The 20,501-nt window shown below is 50.5% G+C and carries 20 protein-coding genes and 1 riboswitch; of the genes, 10 read left to right on the forward strand and 10 right to left on the reverse strand.

What is annotated here, in order from left to right; translation table 11 throughout:
* Positions 1–67 precede the first annotated feature (67 nt).
* The 8 genes from thiQ to leuA all read right to left on the reverse strand — a co-directional run bounded on the left by thiQ (position 68) and on the right by leuA (position 9,184).
* Positions 68–769: a thiamine ABC transporter ATP-binding protein gene (gene thiQ, locus BUQ98_RS12695; protein WP_074214151.1), complete on the reverse strand. Its 702-nt coding sequence runs from the start codon at positions 767–769 to the stop codon at positions 68–70.
* A complete protein-coding gene (thiP, locus tag BUQ98_RS12700) occupies positions 763–2,352 on the reverse strand; it encodes a thiamine/thiamine pyrophosphate ABC transporter permease (protein ID WP_074214152.1) in 1,590 nt (529 codons plus the stop codon). The genes thiQ and thiP overlap by 7 nt, the downstream gene beginning before the upstream one ends.
* A gap of 5 nt (positions 2,353–2,357) precedes the next feature.
* On the reverse strand, positions 2,358–3,353 hold the full coding sequence (gene thiB / locus BUQ98_RS12705) for a thiamine ABC transporter substrate binding subunit (protein WP_074214153.1): 996 nt from the start codon (positions 3,351–3,353) through the stop codon (positions 2,358–2,360).
* A gap of 44 nt (positions 3,354–3,397) precedes the next feature.
* Positions 3,398–3,499: riboswitch (TPP riboswitch) on the reverse strand.
* A gap of 38 nt (positions 3,500–3,537) precedes the next feature.
* Positions 3,538–4,329, reverse strand: coding sequence for a DUF547 domain-containing protein (locus tag BUQ98_RS12710; RefSeq protein ID WP_074214154.1), 792 nt, complete (start codon positions 4,327–4,329; stop codon positions 3,538–3,540).
* A 139-nt stretch (positions 4,330–4,468) separates the two neighbouring features.
* Positions 4,469–5,071, reverse strand: a complete 603-nt coding sequence (gene leuD, locus BUQ98_RS12715; RefSeq protein ID WP_074214155.1) for a 3-isopropylmalate dehydratase small subunit — start codon at positions 5,069–5,071, stop codon at positions 4,469–4,471.
* 9 nt (positions 5,072–5,080) lie between these two features.
* Complete coding sequence (gene leuC, locus BUQ98_RS12720) at positions 5,081–6,502, reverse strand: 3-isopropylmalate dehydratase large subunit (RefSeq protein ID WP_074214156.1); 1,422 nt, start codon at positions 6,500–6,502, stop codon at positions 5,081–5,083.
* 25 nt (positions 6,503–6,527) lie between these two features.
* On the reverse strand, positions 6,528–7,619 hold the full coding sequence (leuB, locus tag BUQ98_RS12725) for a 3-isopropylmalate dehydrogenase (RefSeq protein WP_074214157.1): 1,092 nt from the start codon (positions 7,617–7,619) through the stop codon (positions 6,528–6,530).
* Positions 7,620–7,621: 2 nt separating this feature from the next.
* Positions 7,622–9,184 carry a 2-isopropylmalate synthase gene (leuA, locus tag BUQ98_RS12730; protein WP_074214158.1) on the reverse strand — a complete coding sequence of 521 codons (1,563 nt, stop codon included), beginning with the start codon at positions 9,182–9,184 and terminating at the stop codon, positions 7,622–7,624.
* Positions 9,185–9,715: 531 nt separating this feature from the next.
* Between leuA and BUQ98_RS12735 the strand changes: the two genes are divergently transcribed.
* The 10 genes from BUQ98_RS12735 to BUQ98_RS12780 all read left to right on the forward strand — a co-directional run bounded on the left by BUQ98_RS12735 (position 9,716) and on the right by BUQ98_RS12780 (position 18,225).
* On the forward strand, positions 9,716–10,252 hold the full coding sequence (locus BUQ98_RS12735; protein ID WP_074214159.1) for a phosphatase PAP2 family protein: 537 nt from the start codon (positions 9,716–9,718) through the stop codon (positions 10,250–10,252).
* Positions 10,252–11,379: an MJ1255/VC2487 family glycosyltransferase gene (locus tag BUQ98_RS12740; protein ID WP_074214160.1), complete on the forward strand. Its 1,128-nt coding sequence runs from the start codon at positions 10,252–10,254 to the stop codon at positions 11,377–11,379. The genes BUQ98_RS12735 and BUQ98_RS12740 overlap by 1 nt, the downstream gene beginning before the upstream one ends.
* Before the next feature lie 168 nt (positions 11,380–11,547).
* Positions 11,548–13,335, forward strand: a complete 1,788-nt coding sequence (locus BUQ98_RS12745) for an AMP-dependent synthetase/ligase (protein ID WP_074214161.1) — start codon at positions 11,548–11,550, stop codon at positions 13,333–13,335.
* Between the two features lie 406 nt (positions 13,336–13,741).
* Entirely contained in the window at positions 13,742–15,460 is a 1,719-nt protein-coding gene (locus tag BUQ98_RS12750; protein WP_074214162.1) for an acetolactate synthase 3 large subunit, read from the forward strand.
* Complete coding sequence (gene ilvN / locus BUQ98_RS12755) at positions 15,460–15,957, forward strand: acetolactate synthase small subunit (protein ID WP_046074256.1); 498 nt, start codon at positions 15,460–15,462, stop codon at positions 15,955–15,957. The genes BUQ98_RS12750 and ilvN overlap by 1 nt, the downstream gene beginning before the upstream one ends.
* A gap of 27 nt (positions 15,958–15,984) precedes the next feature.
* Positions 15,985–16,203 (forward strand): hypothetical protein, encoded by a 219-nt coding sequence (locus BUQ98_RS12760; RefSeq protein ID WP_074214163.1) that lies wholly within the window; start codon positions 15,985–15,987, stop codon positions 16,201–16,203.
* Positions 16,184–16,444, forward strand: a complete 261-nt coding sequence (locus tag BUQ98_RS12765) for a hypothetical protein (protein WP_074214164.1) — start codon at positions 16,184–16,186, stop codon at positions 16,442–16,444. Before BUQ98_RS12760 ends, BUQ98_RS12765 begins: the two co-directional genes overlap by 20 nt.
* Positions 16,445–16,670: 226 nt before the next feature.
* Positions 16,671–16,856, forward strand: a complete 186-nt coding sequence (locus tag BUQ98_RS12770) for a hypothetical protein (RefSeq protein ID WP_074214165.1) — start codon at positions 16,671–16,673, stop codon at positions 16,854–16,856.
* Positions 16,857–17,218: 362 nt separating this feature from the next.
* Positions 17,219–17,752: a hypothetical protein gene (locus BUQ98_RS12775; RefSeq protein ID WP_074214166.1), complete on the forward strand. Its 534-nt coding sequence runs from the start codon at positions 17,219–17,221 to the stop codon at positions 17,750–17,752.
* A gap of 26 nt (positions 17,753–17,778) precedes the next feature.
* Positions 17,779–18,225 (forward strand): type II toxin-antitoxin system YafO family toxin, encoded by a 447-nt coding sequence (locus BUQ98_RS12780; RefSeq protein ID WP_074214167.1) that lies wholly within the window; start codon positions 17,779–17,781, stop codon positions 18,223–18,225.
* A gap of 69 nt (positions 18,226–18,294) precedes the next feature.
* Here BUQ98_RS12780 and BUQ98_RS12785 read toward each other — a convergent pair whose 3' ends face one another.
* Together BUQ98_RS12785 and treC are read right to left on the reverse strand one after the other, a co-directional pair.
* A complete protein-coding gene (locus tag BUQ98_RS12785; RefSeq protein WP_371515122.1) occupies positions 18,295–18,576 on the reverse strand; it encodes an ogr/Delta-like zinc finger family protein in 282 nt (93 codons plus the stop codon).
* A 260-nt stretch (positions 18,577–18,836) separates the two neighbouring features.
* The gene (gene treC / locus BUQ98_RS12790; protein ID WP_074214168.1) at positions 18,837–20,501 is read right to left on the reverse strand and encodes an alpha,alpha-phosphotrehalase; all 1,665 of its coding nucleotides are present in this window, start codon (positions 20,499–20,501) and stop codon (positions 18,837–18,839) included.

Genomic DNA, 20,501 nt, shown 5'->3' on the forward strand with positions numbered 1-20,501 from the left:
GGCGCCTCCTTTTAACTGTCCATGCAAATCATAAGTATAGAACCCAATACAAAGGGTGCCATTATGTTCATGCAATCCGCTGCCCGATATAGTCACGCATAACCCTAGGTGGATCGTTCAGTGCGTTCACCGGCTGATAAAGTTGGATTTGGCCTTGATCCAAGTAAACAAATTGGGTGGCAATCGCTTGTGCATCTTCCGGGTGGTGGGTGACCATTACCACGGTGGTGCCTTGCTCTTGGGCAGTGCGTTTGACCAACGACAGCATGTCTTTTTTAAGCGCGGGATCGAGCGCAGAAAAAGGTTCATCTAATAACAGCAATGGTTGATTACGGGCGATGCTCCGGCCTAAAGCAATGCGTTGGCGTTGACCGCCCGAGAGTTGACCGGGCAGCCGTGACAGATAGTCAGTTAAACCGACGGCGTGGGCGGCACGGAGAATGCTGTCACGTTGGGAGGCGGTAAGCTTCAGTGATGGTGATAAACCAATGGCCATATTGTCGAATACTGACAAATGGGTAAAGACGTTGTGCTCTTGAAATAAGATAGACAGTGGCCGCTGGTGGGCGGGCGTCGTGGTGACTGGTTTGTCTTCAATGGTGATCTCGCCACTATCTGGCGCGATCAGCCCAGCAATCAGTGATAATAAGGTGCTTTTCCCTGCTCCGCTGGGTCCGAGCACGGCCACAATCTCTCCGGGGGCAATGTGAGCGTCAAAGGTCATCCAATCTTGCTGGTAGCGGTATTGGACATGAGACAGAGTTAGCATGCTTGCCTCCATTGGATAAGGCGGGTCAGTAGGGCATAACAGCCCAAACTAGTGAGCAATAACAGCATGGCCGCCGCCGCGCCCGCTTCCATTTGATAGCTGCCCATTAAGCGAAACAAATACAGCGGAAGGGTTTGAAAGTTTTGGCTGCCAAAAAGTGCAATCGCACTGAGATCGCCCATCGATAACACAAAACTCACCGCCACGCCGCGCGCGATGGGCGCGCGTAAGCACTGCCATTCGATAAGACGTAGGCGATTTATACCTTTGAGGCCCAAGGTCGCACAAAGGTTATGATAGGACTGAGCGAGTTGATAGGCGGGCGCGCTTAGAACTTTTATCAAATAGGGCAATGCCATGAGTGCGTTGACGATCATTACCAGCCATAAGGCGAGACTAAACACATCACTAAACTGGCGGAAAAGCAAAAAGAGCCCGGTGCTGAGTACGATACTCGGTACCACTAAAATGATAGCGCCGAGGGTTTCAATCCCATCCGCCTGTTTTTTTCGTCCATGTAAGCGCCAGTGCCGACTGGCTAAGATCACCGCCACGGCTAACACAAAAGCAAAGACGGTGGCGCCCGTGGCAATGAACAGCGAGTGCAGAGTCGCTTGCCACAGTGCGCTATCGCCGAGCACCGCTAATGCGCTAGGGTTCAGCCCCCGAGCAATCACTACGCCGAGAGGCGGTAACACCAGTAGCAAAACGAGGCCAATCCAGAGACTGTCCCAGCATTTGGCGGCGCGGCTATCCAAAGACGCAGGCAGCGGAAGCACTTCACTGGGCGTGCTCGGCAGCGGACGTGTCAATGTTTGCACAGTAAATGCAATGGCTCCGCACAGCAGCATTTGCCACAGCGCGAGAACAGCACCCGTTTGTAAATCGAAATCAAAATGAATGGCTTGGTAAATGGCCAGCTCGATGGTCGTCGCTTTTGGCCCGCCACCCAGTGCCATGACAGTCGCGAAGCTGGTAAAGCACAACATAAATACTAGCCCCACGATATGCGGCAAGCTTTGGCGTAAATATGGCCATTCTAGGTGCTTAAAACGTTGCCAGCCTTTGAGTCCTAGCTGGGTAGCCAGACGGCGTTGATCGGCCGGGATCCCCTCTAAGGCTTGTACCATTAATTGGGCGGAAAAAGGGAGATTAAAAAACACATGGGCGAGTAAAATGCCGCTTAAGCCATAAATAGAAAACGGCATAGCAGTATCGAATTGCGCGAAAGCTTGTGCAATCCAGCCGCTACGGCCATAGATAGCAACCAATCCAAAGACCCCCACCAAGACCGGGAGCACCAAGGTCATGGCGAATAGCTTCAGCAGCCATGCCTTTGCTGGAAACTGTCGGCGAGACAGTGCATGAGCGACTGGCACCGCCAGCCCAACGCTAAGCACGACGGATAAGGCGGCCTGTTTAAAACTAAAATAGGTGACATGGCGTAAATAGGTATCTTGCCATAAGGTGGCAAGTGACAAATCGTGGCTGTGAGAGAATAACGCCCAGAGTGCGCTCCCAATCAAAGCCACGACCAAGCTGGCCGCAATACTGCCCGGCCAGGTTCGAGAAGGGTTGAGCATCTTGGCTATTCAACCAGCGCGGTTTGCCAATCGCGCACCCACTGTTGGCGGTTGCCCATCACTTCATCGGGCTGATACAACAGGCTCTCTTCTGGCTTATTCAATGTATAGAAGGCGTCAGGCAAACTGATATCGGTCACCGGGTACATCCACTGTGTGGTTGGAATGACTGACTGTGCTGCATCACTGAGCATAAATTGCAAAAATGCATCGGCTCGCTCTGGTTGGTCGGTATAAGCAGATTTAGCCGCGACCTCAATTTGCATGTAGTGCCCTTCTTCAAACATGGCGGCGGCAAAGCGATCATCATCATCGGTGACCAGGTGGTAGGCGGGTGAGGAGGTGTATGAGAGCACCATATCGGCTTCTTTGTTGAGGAACATGTTGTAGGCTTCAGTCCAGCCTTTGGTGACGGTGATGGTGTTGTCTGCAAGCTTGCGCCATGCTTGCTGATTGTTATCGCCATACACCTTTTGGATCCAAAGCATTAGGCCTTGGCCGACGGTTGAGATCCGAGGGTCTTGGTAAATCACACTGATGTCATCGCGCTCCTCAATCAAGGCTTTTAGGCTTTTGGGTGGATCGAGCAAGCGGGTCGTGTCATACACAAAAGCGAAATAGCCGTAATCGTAAGGGATAAAGAATTTATTGTCCCAGCCGCCCGGTACTTGCAGACGCTCGGTATTGACTGCGTGTTCCGCAACAATGCCGCTACGTTCGGCCTCTTTCATTAAATTAGTGTCCATGCCGAGTACGATGTCGGCTTTGGTGGTTTCCCCTTCAATACGCAGGCGGTTAAGCAAGGCGGCACCATCATTCAGTGAGACGAACTCTACTTGGCAGTCACAACGTTTCTCAAATTCGGTTTTGATTTTTGGTCCAGCGCCCCATTCGGCGATAAAAGAATCATAGGTATAGACAGTCAATGGGTCGGCGGCACGAGCGCCAAGCGATATCACTGATAAAGAGAGCAGGATTAAAAGAGAAGAAAAATGTTTCACAGCACGCTCCTAAGTTGGGCGTGGGTGTTGAGGCAAGTTGATGACAGCATCAAGATCTCAATCCCTACGCCAGTGTTAGCTGGATCAGGTTCGATGGGTCTAGCGCAATGCGCAATCTCAGCCGAGAGGCTCCCCAATGAGTACGCTGTTATTGTACTGATTGGCTTAGTGTTAACCAAGCCTTTTAGTCACTGGGTTGGTTGAGGTCCCAGTTGTAGTCATATTCCAATGTTGCCTCTTGTGGTAATGGCATATCGCGATAGTGGTTTATATGGGCGATCACATCTTTTTCGTCGCCGCCAAAGTCAGCCTGGAACCATTCATAAATGGAGGAAAGCTGCCATTTTCCGCCTTGCTGACTGACACCTTTGTCGCTGTTAATAAACGTGTAGGCCGCGTGTTCGAGCTGTGCCTCAAGTGAGTTTGCTTGAAAGGCTTTGGATTGCAGGTTGGGACAGCCCAGGCTGGCGCAATTGACCGCATAGTGAGTGCGTGGGTCTTGCCAAAGAGGGCGCAAAATACGGTGTTCGATATCGTTTAACGTGAGCGGCTCCCCAGCGACCGTAACCACCTCGTCGTCCCATGGCCCAAAGCTAAATAATCCCCCTAATTTGGTGATGGAGCGCACCGGATACTCGGCTAAAATCAGTTTCACAGTGACTGCATTATAAAGGTTGACCCAGTAAGCGTATTGCTCGTTTTTAGTGAGGGTGCGCGGGTCGCGCTCTGTCAGCATACGAATGTAATGATCGAGTGTCTCTTTGTCGGGATCCGTGACCGCAGCATAGTTAAATAAGGTGTGCTGCCCCTGAGGTTGCAAATACTTATCGAGTAACACTTGCCAGCTGTGATGAGTAAAGGTGGCTTGGCTATCAGGGTTGTGCGCGTCCCACATTGGCCAATAGTCTGCTTTAGGGGCTGCGTGTGCGATCAGAGGTAAAAGTAACCCGAGTAGAAGTGTTAAACGCTGTAGCATCGCCATCCCCTATTGATATCAAACGTCTGTATATACTAGACCAAGGCAAGAGCCTATTGATTTCATTTTGGGATAAAAAACAGGATATAGCGATAAAAAAACGCTGCTGAGGCAGCGTTTTATCGATGAGTGGATGGATTTACGTCAAGAAGTCAGGGATCTGCTGTTCAAAGCGCGATATGTCGGCTTCATGTTGCAATGTGAGCCCGATACTATCCAATCCATTGAGCAAGCAATGGCGGCGAAAGTCATCCATCTGGAAGCTAAAGCCGTGCTCACCGGCACGGATGGTTTGTGCGGGTAAATCGAGGGTCACGGTCGCGCCTTCATTGGCCGCCACATAGGCAAACAAGGTATCGATTTGTGCTTCATCCAGGGTGACCGGTACGATCTGATTATTGATGCAGTTGCCATAAAAAATATCGGCAAAACTGGGAGCAATGATGACTGCAAAGCCATAGTCGTCCAATGCCCACGGTGCGTGCTCGCGTGATGATCCGCAACCAAAGTTCTCTCGGGTCAGCAGCACACTTGCGCCTTGGTAGCGGGGTTGGTTAAGGACAAAGTCGGGGTTAGGTTGTTTGCCTGCATCATCCAGAAAACGCCAATCGTGAAACAGGTGTTGACCAAATCCAGTGCGGGTGACTTTTTGCAAAAACTGCTTTGGGATAATGGCATCGGTATCGACGTTGGCTGCATCTAAAGGGGCAACAATGCCGGTATGAGTGTGTATGCCTGACATAAGGCCTCCTTATAATTGGTTAACGTCGACAAAATGACCGGCAATCGCTGCCGCGGCGGCCATGGCTGGGCTAACCAAGTGGGTACGTCCCTCGCGGCCCTGGCGCCCTTCAAAATTACGGTTGCTGGTGGATGCGCAGCGCTCTTTGGGGCCTAAGCGATCGTTATTCATCGCCAAACACATCGAACAGCCGGGTAAACGCCATTCAAAGCCCGCCTCACGGAAAATGACATCCAGCCCTTCTTGTTCTGCTTGTGCACGTACTTGTTCAGATCCAGGGACCACCATGGCATGGACGTTCTCGGCCACGCGTCGACCTTTAGCGACCGCGGCGGCGGCCCGCATGTCTTCAATCCGTGAGTTGGTGCAAGAGCCAATAAAGACTTTATCGATTGTAATGTCCTTGATCGCTTGGCCGGGCGTTAGCCCCATATATTTGAGGGCGCGTTCGGCCGAGTGGCGCTCAATGGGATCATGCATTTGCTCAGGGGCTGGGACCTTATCGTGCACACTGACGACTTGGCCGGGATTGGTTCCCCAAGTCACCTGATGGTGGATGGTGCGGCCATCCAGGGTGATCACACGATCAAAGGCGGCATCGGGATCGGAGTAGAGGGTTTGCCAGACGTCAACGGCTTGCTGCCATTGCTCGCCTTTGGGCGCGAATTTTTTGTCTTTTAAATAGGCAAAGGTGGTCTCATCAGGGGCGATCAGGCCGGCTTTGGCGCCTAATTCTATCGCCATGTTACAGACCGTCATTCGTCCTTCCATGGACAAGTGGGTAATGGCATCACCACAAAATTCCACCACATGCCCGGTGCCGCCTGCATGGCCCACTTTGCCGATAATCGCTAGCACGATGTCTTTGGCGGTGATCTCGGGCGCGGTCGGACCGGTCACTTCGATTTTCATGGTGCGCGCGCGGGATTGCTTCAGGGTTTGCGTCGCGAGCACGTGCTCAACTTCGGAGGTGCCAATCCCAAATGCAAGCGCCCCAAAAGCACCGTGAGTCGCGGTATGAGAATCACCACACACGATCGTCGTGCCGGGCAACGTAATGCCGAGCTCCGGGCCCATCACATGGACAATGCCTTGGTAGGGGTGATTCAAGTCATACAGGGTGACACCAAATTCTTCACAGTTTTTGGCTAGCGTCTCCATCTGGATACGCGCCATTTCTCCTGACGCGTTAATGTCCTTGGTTTCGGTAGAGACATTGTGATCCATGGTGGCGAAGGTTTTACTCACTTGGCGCACTGGACGGCCTTTCTCTCGCAGGCCGTCAAAGGCCTGCGGTGAGGTGACTTCATGGACCAAATGACGGTCAATGTATAAAAGCGGCGCCTCACCAGGCTGTTCGGTGACAATATGGGCTTGGTGGATTTTTTCATACAAGGTCTTTGCGCCTTGCTGGGGAGTTGCATTCGACATAACTCGTATCCTTACTCTGTAATTTTTATGCGCCTTGACGGATAGAGGCGGCGATACGATCGCCCATTTGTTCGGTGCTGAGCGCCGGTTTATCGCTGGCCAGATCGGCGGTGAGTTCACCGGCGGCTAATGCCTGGCTGACCGCGTTTTCAATAGCCCTTGCGGCATCGTCTTCGCCTAATGAATAACGTAACATCAGAGCGGTAGATAAAATTTGTGCTACGGGGTTGGCGATATTTTTCCCCGCGATATCGGGCGCGGATCCTCCAGCGGGTTCATACAAACCAAATTTGCTGGCATTGAGACTGGCTGACGGTAGCATGCCCATTGAGCCGGTGATCATCGCGCATTCATCCGAGATGATGTCGCCGAAAATGTTGGAACACAGCATCACATCAAACTGGGCAGGATCTTTAATCAGCTGCATGGTGGCGTTGTCGATGTACATATGGTTTAAGCGGACATCCGGATAGTCTTTTGCGACCTCAGCCACTACCTCACGCCATAGCATTGAGCTTTGCAGCACGTTGGCTTTGTCTATTGAGCACACTTGCTTGTTACGTAGCTGGGCTGACTGGAAGGCGATCCGAGCAATGCGTTCAATTTCATAGCGGTGATAGACCTCGGTATCAAAGGCTTTCTCTTGCTCGCCTTCGCCTTCGCGACCTTTCGGTTCGCCAAAGTAAATGCCGCCGGTCAGTTCTCGCACCACCACAATGTTAAAGCCTTTGTCGGCAATATCGGCGCGCAGTGGGCAAAAGCTTTCTAGGCCGGTGTAGATCTGGGCCGGGCGTAAATTACAGAACAGACCAAAGTGTTTGCGCAGAGGTAACAGTGCCCCACGCTCTGGCTGCTCGGTCGCAGGTAAGTGTTCCCACTTGGGGCCACCCACTGAGCCAAATAAAATCGCATCAGCTTGTTCACAGCCTGCCAATGTATGCGCGGGTAGCGGAGAGCCATGGGCGTCGATCGCGGCGCCCCCCACGGGATAATGCTGGCGCTCAAAGGTGAGTGAGAAACGGTCACTGACAGCGTCGAGCACTTTCTCGGCTTGAGCCATCACTTCGGGGCCGATACCGTCACCGGATAGGATTGCAATGTGGTGTGCGCTGGCCATGATTATACGGTCTCCTTTTTTAAATGGGATTGTTCCTTAATTTGGGCAATTTTGTCGGCACGATAAATGGCATTGATCACATTGAGTAACGCTTCCCCAGAGGCTTCGATAATATCGGTCGAGACCCCGGTGCCGTGGTATTTTCGACCTTTGTAATGGGCAATGATGTCGGCTTGACCGAGGCCATCTTCCCCTTCGCCTTTAGCGGTCAGATCGAATTTATCTAGCTCAATGTCGTAACCGGTGATGCGATAAATACACTGATATAAGGCATCAACGGGGCCATTACCAATTGCGGCCTCGCGTTTTTCTTCGTCGCCACACTGCAGTTTAATGCTGGTGGTGGCCATCAGGCTGCCTGATTGCACACCTAAATAGTTGAGTTTGTAAAAGTCGTCTTCTTCTTTGAGATTGTTGAAGAACATCAGGGCTTCTAGATCGTAATCAAACACCTGACCTTTACGATCGGCCAGTTGCAAGAATGACTGGTACAAACTTTCTACGTCGTAATCTTGCTCAGTGTAACCGAGGTTATCCATGTGGCTTTTGACCGCTGCACGGCCAGACCGGCTGGTCAGGTTCAGTGCTTTTTTGCCTAAGCCAATCGATTCGGGCGTCATGATTTCGTAAGTGTTTTTGTTTTTCAGCATGCCATCTTGGTGGATGCCTGAGGAATGGCTAAAGGCATTGGTGCCGACAATGGCTTTATTGGGCTGAATGGGCATATTACAGAGTTGGCTCACCAATTTACTGGTGCGTGCAATTTCAGTGTGATTCAAGCCTGTTTCGACGCCCAACATATCCGCACGCGTTTTTAATATCATCGCAATTTCTTCCAACGCACAGTTACCCGCACGTTCGCCAATGCCATTGATGGTGCCTTCCACTTGGCGAGCACCGGCTTGCACTGCAGCAATGGAGTTGGCGACTGACATTCCTAAATCATCATGGCAATGGACAGAGATCACCGCTTTGTCGATGTTGGGGACGCGATTGAAAAGGGTAGAGATGATGCTGCCAAATTCGCTTGGCACTGTGTAGCCCACGGTATCTGGGATGTTGACCGTGGTGGCGCCTGCATTGATCGCCGCCTCAACCATGCGGCATAAATTATCGATCGGTGTACGCCCGGCATCTTCACAAGAGAACTCAACGTCATCTGTGTATTGGCGCGCATGCTTGACCGCACGCACGCCCATTTCCACCACATCGTCATAGCTACGGCGTAGCTTATCTTTGACATGAATTGTCGACGTCGATAAGAAGGTGTGGATACGAAAAGCGTCGGCTGTTTTGAGAGACTCGGCAGCGACATCAATGTCTTTGGGCACGGCACGAGATAAGGCACAGACGCGCGCGTGTTGCATATGCTCAGCGATGGTGCGGACCGATTCAAAGTCCCCGGGTGATGAAACGGGAAAGCCTGCTTCGATAACATCGATCTTTAATCGGTCCAAGGCTTGTGCGATTTGCAGTTTTTCTTTGACCGTTAAACTTGCCGACAGCGCCTGCTCACCGTCCCGTAACGTTGTGTCAAACAAAATGACTTGGCTGTTCTCGCTCATGGATGACTCCCTGTTGTGTTTGCTGGCCGCCGTCATGGCTCTTTTCGTTGGCACTTTCTTTTATTCTGGCGACGTTAGATACAAAAAAACCCGCGTCTGGCGCGGGTTTTTGAGGTTTGGCATTCACTATTTTCAGCCCAAAACCTACCCGCGCGACTGGGTCACGATAAGGAGGAGAATGAGGCGTAGGTGAAACAGTGTCATGCGTATGTCCGTCAGTAAATATTCTGTTACCAGAAATAACAGAGCGATGGGGAAACCGTCAATCTGAAAAAAACAAAACCCGTTATCTGCGAAATGGAAAGGGAAAATACTAGCGAATAAAACTGGTTTATCAGTCAAATGTCAGCATCTTTCACTGTTCTTTGCGGCCAGTTTATCCGCTTTTCATTACTTTTTATCGCAATGTGCTTATGGCTTCTCTCATTCATAGTGGCACGATGAATTCATCAATATGACCAAACAACGTCACCGACTTGTCATACCCGCTGACTAAAGTTTAATCATCAACTCGCCGCATTGGGAGGCAAGATGAGAAGCTTTACCGTGATTCAACGCTTTGATCATACGGTGTCGACACTGTGTTTATCTCACCGCTTTAGCGCCGGCGTTGCCAAAATAGCCCGTGGCGTTTCCCGCTCTGGTGATGGTCCACTTTATCTCGTGATTGGCTTGACTGCCTGGTGGCTTCATGAGGCGGAAGGACTATGGTTCTTGCTCACAGGGCTGACCGCATTTGCCATCGAGCTACCGATTTACTGGGTGTTAAAGCGGTGTTTTCGTCGCGCTCGCCCGTCTCAATTGCCTGCTTTTATTACCCCATCCGACTTATACAGTATGCCCTCAGGCCACACTGCCGCGGCTTTTCTGATGGCCTCTCTACTGAGCATTTTTTTCCCATCACTCACGCTTTTGGTGTTCATCTGGGCCAGTTTGATCGGGATATCGCGTGTATTACTGGGCGTCCACTTTATCACTGACATTGTGGTTGGCGCAGGACTAGGAATGATGTGCGCAACATTGGCACACAGTCTCACCCTCGATCTTTACGGAATAACAGGTATTTAATGAAGCTTTTATACGGTGTTCAAGGAACGGGTAACGGTCATATCTCTCGTGCCCGCGCCATGGCTCGCGCCTTGGCAGGTTATAATGTCGAGGTCGATTTTATTTTTTCTGGTCGGCCAGCCGAACGCTATTTTGATATGGCGCCATTCGGCGACTATCGCACCTTTACGGGGATGAGCTTTGTCAGTCGTCATGGCAAAATCGACATGTTGGCCACGGCTCAACACAATCATTTGGCGCAGCTACGACGGGACATACGCCAGCTGGATGTGTCAGGTTACGATAAAGTCATCTCTGATTTCGAACCCATCAGTGCGTGGGCGGCGCGTCAACAAGGTGTGCCCTCCGTGGCCATTAGCCACCAGGCCGCGTTTTCTCATGCGGTCCCTAAGCACGGGGAAACCCTTATAAATCGACTGATCATGCGTTACTTTGCGCCAACAGATTATGCCGTTGGTCTGCATTGGTATCATTTTAATCAACCGATTTTGCCACCCATTATTGATACTCATCCTGGTGATAACACGGCGGAGTCGCCGGAGGCGGAGAAATCGGTGTTGGTGTATTTACCGTTTGAATCTTTGCCTGCGGTCAGTGAACTGCTGTTCCGTTTTAATCAGTCTTTTATCTGTTTTCATCCCGATGTGAGTGAGCCATACCAGCGCGAAAACCTCACGTTCATGCCATTGGGTAAAGAGCGCTTTCACGCAGCCCTTCATCAATGTCAGGGGGTGATTGCTAATGGTGGTTTTGAGCTCCCGTCTGAAGCGCTGACATTAGGCAAGAAACTGCTATTAAAACCACTGTCCGGCCAGTTTGAGCAGTTGAGCAATGTCGCGACCCTCACTCAGCTTGGGCTCGCGCACAGTATGGATAGCTTAGAGGCGAGCGCTGTACGTGAATGGTTAAATACGCCTGCGGTAGGGGCGATTGACTATCCAGATGTGGCCCAAGCGCTGGCGGAATGGCTGGTTAAAGGCGAGCTAAACCAGACACGCAGCTTGTTTCACCATCTGTGGGCTCAAGTGGATTATCCAGAAGCGGTCGAAGACTCGATGATGGACTTTAACCGACCTTGGATGCGCGTTAATCAGTATCCACTTAGGTTGCAACGTTTGATTCGTTAGCTGGAAGGCGGTACGCAGGCTACCTGTTAGCGCGAGACTGAATCACGTTTTTACATTTTCAATAGAGTATTCACTCGATTTCTCTTGAGTTTGGTGGTGCGCTCGGTAAACTCGCTGACATTATTGAGCGTACATGTGTTCGCCAAATGGTGAGCCAAGAGAGACACAGTGAACACCCAATATCATATAGTTAGCCGCTTTCGTGAGCAGATACACACTCTCGGGACACGAGAAGCGATACGTTTCCAACAGGGCGGCCAGTGGGCGAGTATCAATTGGCGCCAGCTGGGTGAGCGTGTTGATCAACTATCTCGCTGTTTGCTAAAAGCAGATTGTGGTGTACAGCAAACCATCGCGATATTCGCGCCCAATAGCGAAAAGTGGGCGATGTTAGATTATGCCGCCTTACAAATTCGCGTCGTGCCTGTCCCTATTTATGCCACCAGCACCGCCCAACAAGCGGCACACATTATTAATGATGCGGATGTACAATGGATTTTTGCCGGTGACGATCAGCTTGAGATGGCGGTAGCGGCCTTGGAGACGTGCCCCAATGTCAAAGGTATCGTCGCCTTAAGCCAGGAGGCGTCAGTCCCTAATCATCCGAAAGTGTGGAGCTGGGCCAGTTGGTTATTGCAAGACGATCGTCGTTATCAAACCGAGTTAGATGCGCGTATTGACGCACGCTGTATGGACGACCTGATCACCTTAATTTATACCTCCGGGACCACTGGAGAACCGAAGGGGGTGATGCTCGATTACGCGAATGTTGCCGCGCAGCTTGATATTCACGATCAAGTCCTGGCAATTGATTCTCGTGATGTCTCGTTGGCGTTTTTGCCGCTTTCTCACGTTTTTGAGCGCGCGTGGAGCTACTATGTCCTGCACCGTGGGGCCGTCAACTGTTACTTGTCAAACCCACAACACATCCGTGATGCTTTGACGACGGTTAAACCCACCGTCATGTCTGCCGTCCCGCGTTTTTATGAGAAAATTCACGGCGCGATCCACGATAAAGTCAGTCGTGCCAGTGGTCTCAAGCCACGGTTATTTGCTTGGGCTCTTCGTCAGGGCGAGCGCCATGCCAGCCAGTTGCGCGCCGGACAGTCTCCTTCTCGTCTGCAACAATGGCAAGTCGCACTAGCCGATAAGCTGGTACTGAGTAAACTGCGTGCGCTGCTGGGCGGTAACATGCGCTTGATGCCATGTGGTGGTGCACGGCTCGACCCGGCTATTGGCGCGTTTTTCCATGCCATCGGCATTAACGTCAAACTCGGTTATGGCATGACGGAAACCACCGCGACCGTCTCTTGTTGGGATGATGCGCGTTTTGATCCCCAATCTATTGGTTATCCGATGCCCGGGGCCGAGGTGCGGATTGGGGAGCACAATGAAATTCAAGTACGCGGGCCGATGGTGATGCGCGGTTACTTCAATCAGCCTGAAGCCTCAATGGCGACTTTTACCGAGGATGGCTTTTTGAAAACGGGTGATGCGGGTTATCTCGATAGTGCAGGTAATGTGTTCATTACTGACCGAATCAAAGAACTGATGAAAACCTCGGGCGGTAAATATATTGCACCACAACGTGTCGAAGGGGCGCTAGGTCGCGATCATTTTATTGACCAAATTGCTGTTGTCGCGGAAGCGCGTCATTTTGTCTCAGCGTTAATTGTGCCCTGTTTCGATGCGTTGGAAGAATGGGCGCGTAATATGAATATTGATTACCAAAACCGTAAAGATTTACTCAAGCATTCTGATGTCGTGGCACTGTTCGAAAAACGGCTACAAGCGCTACAAAATGAGTTGGCGAAGTTTGAGCAAGTCAAACGTTTTACCTTGCTGCCTCAGGGCTTTTGCATGCACAGTGGCGAGCTGACACCCACGATGAAACTACGCCGTAAGGTGATCCTCTCTCGCTATCAGCACGACATTGATGCCATGTATCAAGGCTAATGGCATGATGACGGCACGTGGATGATTTTGCTTATGGATAAGAAAATCATCAAAACGTGCCGTTTTTCCCTCTTTTTTCTCCGCTTTCTGAATAGTTAATCTGGCAAAGTCATCACTTTGTAGTCGATCTTTCCGGTTTAACCCCTCTCAATCAGCGTAATCCAGCAACATACACTCAACATTTAGATTAAAAATGTAAATACTGATTAGCTAATAGACAGTTTTGCAAATAAAACGTTACATTGATTGTAGCTTCAGTCGAGGCTGGCCACATAACAATCTAACGCCGCCTTATCGCCAGTATTTGGTTGTGATGTCCGCGTGGTTACACCACCAGTACATCGAAGAGTAAGGGGCTGGATTAGGCTAAAAGTAAGTCCTAACTATGCATACAGGGAGGCGTAGAGTGGAAATGTTATCCGGTGCCGAGATGATCGTGCGCTCCATGATCGATCAAGGCGTAAAACATATTTTTGGGTATCCAGGCGGGTCAGTGCTGGATATTTACGATGCATTACATGAGAAAAGTGGTATTGACCATGTGTTAGTGCGTCACGAGCAAGCGGCCGTACACATGGCGGACGGTTACGCACGCGCAACCGGTGACGTCGGCGTGGTACTGGTAACGTCAGGCCCAGGCGCAACCAATGCGATTACGGGAATTGCCACCGCCTACATGGACTCCATCCCCATGGTGGTTTTTTCCGGGCAGGTGATGAGTAGCTTGATTGGCAATGATGCCTTTCAAGAGTGCGACATGGTGGGGATTTCTCGTCCTGTGGTGAAACACAGCTTTTTAGTCCAGCGTGCTGAAGATATTCCCAATATTGTCAAGAAAGCCTTTTATCTTGCCTCGACTGGACGTCCCGGCCCTGTCGTGGTGGACATTCCTAAAGACATGGTTAATCCTGCGCAAAAGCATCCGTATCAGTATCCTGATAGTGTGCGCATGCGCTCTTACAACCCGACAACAACCGGCCACAAAGGACAGATTAAGCGCGGCCTAAAAGCGCTACTGGCAGCGAAAAAGCCGGTATTGTATGTCGGCGGTGGGGCAATCATGGCCGATTGCGGCGAACAAATCCGCCAACTATCAGAAAGCTTGAACATCCCGGTGGTGAGCACCCTGATGGGTCTGGGGGCCTTTCCGGGCACCCATGATCACTCGTTAGGTATGTTGGGGATGCACGGTACCTACGAAGCCAATATGGCGATGCACCAAGCCGATCTGATTTTTGGTATTGGTGTTCGTTTTGATGATCGTACCACTAACAACTTAGAAAAATACTGCCCCGATGCCACCATCATGCATATTGATGTGGATCCCTCGACTATTTCTAAAACTGTCTCGGCCGATATTCCTATCGTCGGCTCTGCCGACGCTGTGCTGAGTAGCATGCTTAAGTTGCTGGTGGATCAGGGAGGCAGCAATGACAGCGATGCGATCAGCTCTTGGTGGCACAATATTCAAATATGGCGTGAGCGCCAGTGCTTAAAGTATGCGTCCGATCCAGGGCGGATTAAACCGCAGCAGGTGATTGAAACCTTGTATCGACTCACCCATGGCGAGGCGTATGTAACCTCAGACGTCGGGCAGCACCAGATGTTTGCCGCACTCTATTATCCGTTTGATAAACCGCGCCGTTGGATTAACTCGGGGGGCTTAGGCACCATGGGCTTTGGGCTACCCGCGGCGATGGGGGTGAAGTTTGCCCTGCCGGATGCGCAAGTGGTGTGTGTGACCGGCGATGGCAGCATTCAGATGAACATTCAGGAACTCTCTACCGCGTTGCAATATGATATTCCGGTGGTGATCGTTAACCTCAATAACCGTTTCCTCGGGATGGTCAAACAATGGCAAGACATGATTTATCAAGGTCGCCACTCACATTCCTATATGGATTCGGTGCCGGACTTTGCTGCGATCACTGAGGCCTATGGTCATGTGGGGATGCGCATTAGCCATCCGTCTGAGCTGGAATCCGGCTTAGAGGCAGCCTTGGCGATGAAAGATCGCTTAGTCTTTGTCGATATTCATGTCGATGAAACCGAGCATGTTTACCCGATGCAGGTACGCGGTGGGGCGATGAATGAAATGTGGTTGAGTAAAACGGAGAGAACCTAATGCGCAGTATTGTATCGGTTTTAATGGAAAACGAACCAGGTGCCTTGTCGCGCGTGGTGGGCTTATTCTCTCAGCGTGGCTACAACATTGAATCACTCACGGTGTCACCGACGGATGACGCAACCTTATCGCGCTTGAATATCACCACCTCGGTGGTGAGCGACGCGGACCGCGAGCAAATCGAAAAGCACCTGCACAAGCTGATTGATGTGCTGAAAGTAAGCAATGTGACTGAAAGCGATCATATTGAGCGCGAGCTGGCGTTGGTGAAGGTGAAAGCCAGCGGCTTTGCCCGCGCGGAGGTAAAACGCACCGCCGATATTTTCCGCGGTCAGATTGTGGATGTGACGCACTCGCTCTACACCGTGCAGTTGACGGGTGACAGTGACAAGTTAGATGCCTTTATTCGCGCGGTCGGTGAGATCACTGAGATCATTGAGGTGGCACGCAGCGGTGTGGTTGGCATCGCACGCGGTGAGCGAGCGTTGCGTCAGTAACCAAAGCCACTGGCCGTTGTAAGAAAAATGGCACGCCAAGGCGTGCCATTTTTGATCAACAACATGATGCACCACGAAAGCAAGGCAGTCATGATCGTGTTAGCTCGCTGCGAGTCATGCGAGAGGGTTCTTTACCATGCCGAAGGGGAAGATGGGCAGAACGCCAAAGGCATCATGATAACTAAAGCATTACAGGCATCACCCAGTAACTTCGAGGAAGACGACAATGCGGACGGATTCATTTAATGAGGGCTACGCCCATGCAGCACAAAAACACCGCTACACCAACCCTTACCCTGCAAACACAGATGAGCATGAGGAGTTTGCCCGCGGCTACTTCCAATACATAAAGCTGTATGGCGATGCAGGGATCCCAAAACACGACCACAGTATGCGCCGCTTGGGTGGAAGACATCAAAGCATTGAAGACTACAAGGCTGGAGCCACATCCTCACCAAGCAATCACTACGCAAAGAGGAGGGGATAACTAGCCTCATAAAATTTTTCCCATTTTTTTAAATTTATCCCCTAAATGCCCTTGCATTCTAAAAAGTGGGTTTAGCCTAGTGATGTTCAACGCATAAGGCGCGGCTTTAACACCCTTCACGCGAAGCTGGATGTTTGTATTTGATAGGTCAATCAAAAGCATACAGTTGTAATTATTTAAAACACTGTATTAACACACAGTATTCGGGGGGCTATTAGGAGGCTAAGTGTCTGATATTTCAAATCAAGCGGTAGCGTGGATAGAGTGCGCATTATCGCAAGACACATGCAGTGCGGATACCGACAAAACCGCCATAGAAGCCTATTTGTATCGGCTTATTGCAAAAGACATCGAGGACCAGCGCGCAGCCACGTGCGATGGCGACAAATGGAAAATCGGTACTGCGTACTGATTAAACAATGTTCATTAGACGACATAGGTCACATTCTTATCTTTTATTCGAAGCATGGCCTAGCCTCTATTCAGAACATGCCACAGAACCCCTCTAAAACGACCTCTCGTAATTGTATTAGTACGCATGCACACTTTCCCTGCCCTTAAGGGCAGGTTGTCTCTAGAGAGCTTTTTTTGTGCGTTTAAACCGATCTAGCCATACTTTGACGTGCTTTAAAAAGCTTGAACTGCTTCAAAAATGGGTTGTAATGTAACTCTACAAGTGGATAATTTGCGGCCACTTCGTTCTTCGCCTCAAAAGAAAAATAACGTCTAATATTTGAATCAACGGCAAGGTCTTACATGAGTAAAGGATTGGTTATGAGTGCACTATGTTTAGCGCTCAGCAGCAATGCAAGCGCATCACTGATTGACGCTCAGCAAGTGGCAATCAATTACGATGTCTCAGACGAGCAATTGAGCTCGAAAGGCAGCCATGCCGCCTTTACCAAAGCCATGGCTGAAGCTAAGCAAGCTATCGATGAAGAGACTAAAGGTTGGCAAGAAAAGTATAGCGAGATTGAGTCATCAGACAACCCAATACAGTACTTCCATGCTGGTAACGTGGCGCAACTGGAATCCACTGATTTGATCGTTCGTGGCAACGAAATGATGCTTCGAGTTCAGGTCGAGGAGCTGTTTTCAAAGTTCGGTGAAAAGATCCCAAGTGAGGTAGCGCTGTCAATTCGCCAGCTGCGTATATCTGTTGCCAAGCTGCGAATGTCCATCACAAATGTTATGGACATGGAAAAACAACTTCGCCCAGCAATTAGTGCGGATAAAGCGTCTTTTACTATGACTCCCGATGCATTAGAATCAATGAAGGCTGCGACAAAAAACGCATATTTTCATTGAGCCAGGAATCATTAAGGGGCTAAGGAATGCACCAAATTTCGTTTTCAGCACGGTTTGAAGAGGAAGCCACTGCACTTAGCCTTGATCACAGCACTCTGGATAAGATAGGTGAAGACCTAAAAAAGCACTTAGATGCAATCCATCGAGGAACAGGAGAAATGCCTGTTCCTTATCTTGGGAACACAAGCCCCTTTACTTATCCACAAAGCGCGTACGATGCCCCGCTATATCGTATACATGTATTCGATATCAATTGCCCTAACTTTAATGACAAAGAGCAAACGAGGTGGAATAAGGCTTCTCAGCTCCACCATCGGACGAGCGACACTTACTTCGTTTTTACACGTAATTTCCTGTCTGAGTTTGAATGCCGCTTTATTGGCGTAATTTCTGACGCCCACAATACCTGTAGAACAAATAAGACTTGGTATGTTCCCTTCGTAGAAGAAGCAGATAGATTCAACAACATATAACCCTTATCAATACCCATTCCCCTCTCTTATAAGCATTATCATCACCTCTGCGCCTTTTTAGTGTGGCCCTCAAAACAACGACAACTGACTATGTAAATCCTTCCGCCGCTCTGGCGTGAGTGATTTGATTAGCGCGCTGGCGAGTTCATCGGTTGTTTTCGTGCTTGGCGAAAGTGGGCTGTGGTAGTGAGAGAACGCGACGAACTGGTGACCGCAATCAGCGTTCGTGCACTGGCAATAAATATCGGCACAGTTTTGCGAGAGTCGATTTGTTTTCGTGATCCGCGCGCGGGAACCACAGCCACAAAAATGCGCTTCTGTTTCACAAAAGTGCCCTGCTATGACTCTAATTTGCTGTGCTGCAGCGTGTGTTTATAGCTCACCGTTTGCACAAAGCTGTGACTGTAATTCGGGTCGCTGCACACACAGTGCAAATCACTTTTATCAAATCTTTGTTCATGTTTTGGTGTGTGCTACCGCGCCGAATTGGAAAAAAACTCTCAAAGTATCCTTCATCACTTAAATCTATACTTTTCTTGGCACAACCTTTTTTTTAGCTGGTAATGTGTATTGATAAAATGGCACGCCAAGGCGTGCCATTTTTTATGCTGTTAGGCCGAGTGAATCAAATACACCAAGGCTTCATAGGGTGCTAGTTGCATTTCTGGCATTAACGGCTTGGCTTCTGGGTAATTATGGCTGACCAAGTCTGCGTTCGGGGCCGGGGCGACAGGCAAGGTCGCCGTGACCGGTTCGCCATAAAAGTTACACACCACCACCAGTTGGCTGTCGCCATTGTCGCGACGATACGCGAGCAGTTGTGGGTGATCAGGCAGCAAGTCCTGATAATCGCCTTCACGGATCACGGGTAAGGTTTTACGCAGGGAAATCAGCTGCTTGTAGTGATAGAGCACCGAGTCTTTATCCGCCAGTGCGGTGTCGACATTGACGTCAACATAGTTAGGCGCAGGCTTTAGCCACGGTGTACCTGTGGTAAAGCCGGCATTCTCTGAACGATCCCATTGCATCGGTGTGCGGGCGTTATCCCGTGAACGTGCCGCCAAAATCGCTAATACTTCCCCTTCTGGCATGCCTTGGTCGCACAGCAGACGGTGCATGTTCAAGCTCTCAACGTCTTGATAGTCATCGATACGCTGATAGCCAGGGTTGGTCATGCCAATTTCTTCCCCTTGATATACGTAAGGCGTGCCTTGCTGCATATGAATCGCAGTGGCAAGCATTTTGGCGGACGCGACCCGATAGTGGCGGTCATCACCAAAGCGGCTGACCACACGCGGCTGGTCGTGGTTACACCAAAACAGTGCACCCCAACCTTGATTATGCAGGCCGTGTTGCCAAGTGCGGAAAAGCTGTTTTAGGGCCAAGAAGTCAAACGGCGCCAGTCGCCACTTTTCGCCGTCCGGATAATCGACTTTTAAGTGGTGGAAGTTGAACACCATGGAGAGCTCTTTGCCATCGGGTGCGGAGTATTGCTGGCAGTGCTCCAGGCTGGTGGAAGACATCTCGCCCACGGTGACGCTGCCGTAACGTTGGAAAATATCTCGGCTGATCTCTTGCAAGTACTCGTGGACGCGGGGGCCATCGGTATAAAAACGGCGGCCATCGCCTTGGTGATCATTCGGGAAGGACTGATCTTTAGAGATCAAATTGATCACGTCGAGTCGAAAGCCATCCACACCTTTGTCGGCCCAAAAGGCCATTACGTCTTTGACGGCTGCCCGCACCTCAGGGTTTTCCCAGTTAAGATCGGCTTGCTCGGTAGCAAATAAATGCAGGTAATACTGGCCGGTGGGGTCGTGCCATTGCCACGCATTACCGCCAAACTTTGATTGCCAGTTGTTCGGGACGCCACCGTTAATTGGATCTTTCCAAATGTAGTAATCGCGATACGGACTGTCTTTGCTTGCCAGCGCTGATTGAAACCAAGGGTGCTCGGTTGAGGTGTGGTTAATCACAATATCCATGATGATGCGGACATCGCGCTTGTGCGCCTCGGCGAGCAGGGTGTCGAAGTCGTCCATGGTGCCTAGGCTGGGGTCAATCGCATAATAATCGGCAATGTCGTAGCCGTTATCGACTTGTGGTGATACATAAATGGGGGTTAGCCATAATGCATCGATGCCCAAGGTCGAAAAATAGTCCAGTTTTTCGATAATGCCCGGCAGATCACCTGTCCCTGTTTGTGTGGTATCACGGAAGCTTTTCGGGTAAATCTGATAGATGGTGGCCGTTTTCCACCAGGGATGTGCGTGCAT

Origin of the sequence: Salinivibrio sp. ES.052, from assembly GCF_900141775.1 — a bacterium.
Taxonomy (GTDB): domain Bacteria; phylum Pseudomonadota; class Gammaproteobacteria; order Enterobacterales; family Vibrionaceae; genus Salinivibrio.